We start from the raw sequence: 3,675 nt of genomic DNA on the forward strand, positions 1-3,675 counted from the left end.
GTTTTGGGCGTGTTAATGCCTTCTACCTATAGCTCTTCGCATTCTGTCACCGATGCGATCGCGGTAGCTGCTAATCTAGGCATCAACACCCAAACTATCCCAATTGGCGATCTGATGCAGGGATTCGATCGTACTCTCGAATCACAATTTAAAGGGACAGAATTTGGATTAGCGGAAGAGAATATCCAGTCGCGAATTCGCGGGACATTACTCATGTCAATGTCCAACAAATTCGGTTATTTACTCCTCTCTACTGGTAATAAATCCGAAATGGCTGTCGGTTATTGTACTCTTTATGGCGATATGAATGGTGGTTTAGCCGTCATCGCCGACGTACCCAAGATGCGAGTGTTTTCGATTTGTAAATGGTTGAATCGAGAGCGAGAAATCATCCCCACAAATATCATCACCAAACCCCCCAGCGCTGAACTCAAACCCGGACAAATCGACCAAGATTCATTACCACCTTATGAAATCTTGGATGAGATTTTAGAGGCGATCGTCTGCGAACATCAATCGATCGAGCAAATAGTCGATCGCGGTTTCGATCCGCAAGTAGTTGCCAAAATAACTCGACTAGTCAAACTAGCCGAATTCAAACGTCGCCAAGCTCCCCCAGGCTTAAAAATAACCGATCGCGCCTTCGGTACCGGCTGGCGAATGCCGATCGCTTCTAAGTAAGTGAATAGTGAATAGTGTTTCAGTCAAGACATAAATTTGTATTTAAATATCGGTCGGACGGAAGTAACTTCATTCAATACGATCTATAGATATAGCTGAAGCAGTCGAGACACAATTTCAGATTATAATAAACAACAGAACTCAATGAGATTGGGATTATAATATCGGACTATCTCAACCGGATTTTACCTAGCACCGAAGAACTACCTTGTTCTGACGATATACCTGTGGATAATGTAGGCGTTTCGACGTCGCGAAGCGAAGACCAGAATTTCTTACCCAACGTTTTATTATTTCTATTAAGCTCCATGTGGGCAGATCGATTCGACTGGTATTTTGCCGCAGACATGGCGATTTATCATACAACTGGTACTAATCCCAGAGTGCCTGTCGTACCCGATGGGTTTCTGAGTCTGGGTGTCGAGCGTCAAAAAGGTGGTAAATCGCGCCGCAGTTATGCCACCTGGGAAGAAAATGAGATCGTCCCAATTATTACTTTGGAAATGGTGTCTCACACGCCAGGGAATGAATACGACGAAAAAATGGAGATTTACGCCAAATTGGGGGTGCTTTACTAGGTCATTTATAACCCTGAATTTTGGCTGCGTGACAGGCATCAACCATTTGAAGTTTATAAATTAGGCGCGGATGGTAATTACCAATTACAAATTGGCGAGCCTTACTGGATGCCAGAAGTGGGTTTAGGGATCGGTAGATGTCAGGGTGTGTTTAATGGGATCGATCGCGAGTTATTAGCTTGGTACGATCGCACGAATACTCGTTATCTAATGCCAGAAGAAGTCGCGCAGCAAGAAAGACAACGAGCCGATTTAGTTCAACTCCAAGCAGATCGAGTCCAACTGCAAGCCGATCGATTAGCCGAGCAACTTCGCGCTCTGGGTATCGATCCTGACATTTAGATTGCATCTGAGTAGATAATGACGATTTGAACACGACCCCAACAACTACAGCCTATTCCTGCTAAAATCGATCGTAAATACAGCAGTAACTTGAGTACAAATGCGTATCCTGGCTCTTGTCCCTGGTGGAATTGGCGATCAGATTCTCTTCTTCCCCACGATCGATAATCTCAAAGGACGTTACCCAGACGCAGAAATTGATGTCGTCGTCGAACCGCGCTCGACGACGGCATACCGTGTTTCCAAGTCTGTCCACAAAGTTATTCCCTTCGACTTCAAAGATACTAATGGCCCTGCGGACTGGGGCAACTTATTGGGCATCATCCGCGATCGCGAATACGATGCGGCGATGTCTTTGGGGCGACGGTTTGGTGTCGGCGTACTCTTGTGGCTGACGGGAATTCCCGTCCGCATTGGTTTTGACGTGGGTGCGAGTAAATTATTTCTCTCCAATCCGGTTGAGCTAAATCTCAACCAATACGCGGCACCGATGTTTCACGATTTGGTTAGAGGATTTGGCATCACCGATCCTTGTCCGGTGGTGAGTATCAATGTTCCCAAAGCAGATATCGACTGGGCAGAAGCCGAGCAGCAGCGACTGGGGATAAAAGATAGCGGTTACGTGCTGATTCATGGGGGCGAGACTAAACCAGATCCCAAGTCAGGCATCGATCGGATTTATCCTGTCAAGCAGTGGCAACAAATCGTCAAAGACTTGCAAACTCGCCAACCAAATATCCCCGTCGCGGTGATTAAAGGCCCCGATGACGCTGAGTTTATCGAATCACTCCTTACACTTTGCCCCACCCTCCTAGTAATTAGCCCCACAGACATCGGCAAACTCGCCGCTACGATCGCGGGTGCCAATCTGATGTTATGTACCAATAGCGGCCCGATGCACCTAGCAGTAGCCGTCGGTACCTATACGATCGCCTTATTTGGCCCATCAGATCCAGCAAAATTATTACCCGATAATGGTCGTGCGATCGCGATTAAATCCCGCACTGGAAAGATCGCCGATATTCCACCGTCAGATATTTTAGAGAAAATTTGGAAAGGATAGATCCAACTATGACATTAGACCGCCTGCGAAAGTAAAAGCAAAAAATTTCTGGTATTGTCTGATTGCGCTGACCCAACTCCAATATAGTTTTCCCTAAAGCCTAACACCCAAAGCCCAAAGCCTAATTCTAGAGCAATATACCAACGCAGAGAGAAAGAACTAGAATGAAAATAGGCACAGTCTAAATTCAAGGGTTGTTTCGACGCGATTGCCATGCCAAATCGACGTTCGACATCCCATCGCAGCAGTTGTCATCTCTTACCTTTACCCAGTCTGCTCCATCACGATATGAACATTCTCAGCGATTTACTTTTACAAAAGCAGCAACCCACCCGCGAAAAGAAGCAACAAAAAGGGATTCAGATCAAAACTGAGCGGGAAATTGGGATCATGCGCCAATCTGCCAGAATTGTTGCCACAGTCTTAAAAGAGATTATGGCGATGGTAGAGCCGGGAATGACGACGGCAGATTTGGATGCTTACGCTGAGAAGCGAATTCGGGCAATGGATGCCATTCCTAGCTTCAAAGGTTTATACGGGTTTCCTGCTTCCATCTGTTCGAGCATCAATGACGAAGCAGTACACGGCATCCCCAACCGCAAGAAAGTTATCAAACAGGGTGATGTGCTTAAAGTCGATACTGGTGCCTTCTTTCAAGGTTTTCATGGCGATTCCTGCATCACGATCGGCGTCGGCACGGTCACACCTGCGGCTGCTAAGCTAATCAAAGTCGCCGAGGAAGCCCTCTACAAGGGCATAGAACAGGTCAAAGAAGGTTCATACCTCCTCGACCTCGCTGGTGCGATTCAAGACCATGTAGAAGCAAATGGCTTTAGTATCGTTGAAGATTTTACCGGGCATGGCGTGGGACGCAATCTCCACGAAGAACCATCGGTATTTAATTTCCGCACGCGCGAGATGCCCAATGTCAAACTACGCGCGGGAATGACGCTCGCGATCGAACCAATTATCAATGCTGGCTCGAAGATTACCAAAATGATGCCAGATAAA

Annotated in this window: 3 protein-coding genes and 1 pseudogene; all 4 read left to right on the forward strand. The window is 46.7% G+C overall.

All coding sequences use genetic code 11. The annotated features are described in order from the left end of the window. On the forward strand, positions 1-681 hold a 681-nt coding region (gene nadE / locus RMO35_RS11980; protein WP_309741471.1), incomplete at its 5' end, for an NAD(+) synthase. A gap of 158 nt (positions 682-839) precedes the next feature. Beyond that, a pseudogene (locus tag RMO35_RS25310) lies at positions 840-1,601 on the forward strand (Uma2 family endonuclease). A 100-nt stretch (positions 1,602-1,701) separates the two neighbouring features. Further along, entirely contained in the window at positions 1,702-2,664 is a 963-nt protein-coding gene (locus RMO35_RS11995) for a glycosyltransferase family 9 protein (RefSeq protein ID WP_309741477.1), read from the forward strand. A 288-nt stretch (positions 2,665-2,952) separates the two neighbouring features. Further along, on the forward strand, positions 2,953-3,675 hold a 723-nt coding region (gene map / locus RMO35_RS12000; protein WP_309741478.1), incomplete at its 3' end, for a type I methionyl aminopeptidase.

The sequence above is a fragment of the Chamaesiphon sp. OTE_20_metabat_361 genome, assembly GCF_031364565.1.

What these genes read in the sequence shown, in the direction of transcription:
- RMO35_RS11995 (WP_309741477.1), top strand. Translation starts at nt 1,702, where the DNA reads ATGCGTATCCTGGCTCTTGTCCCTGGTGGAATTGGCGATCAGATTCTC.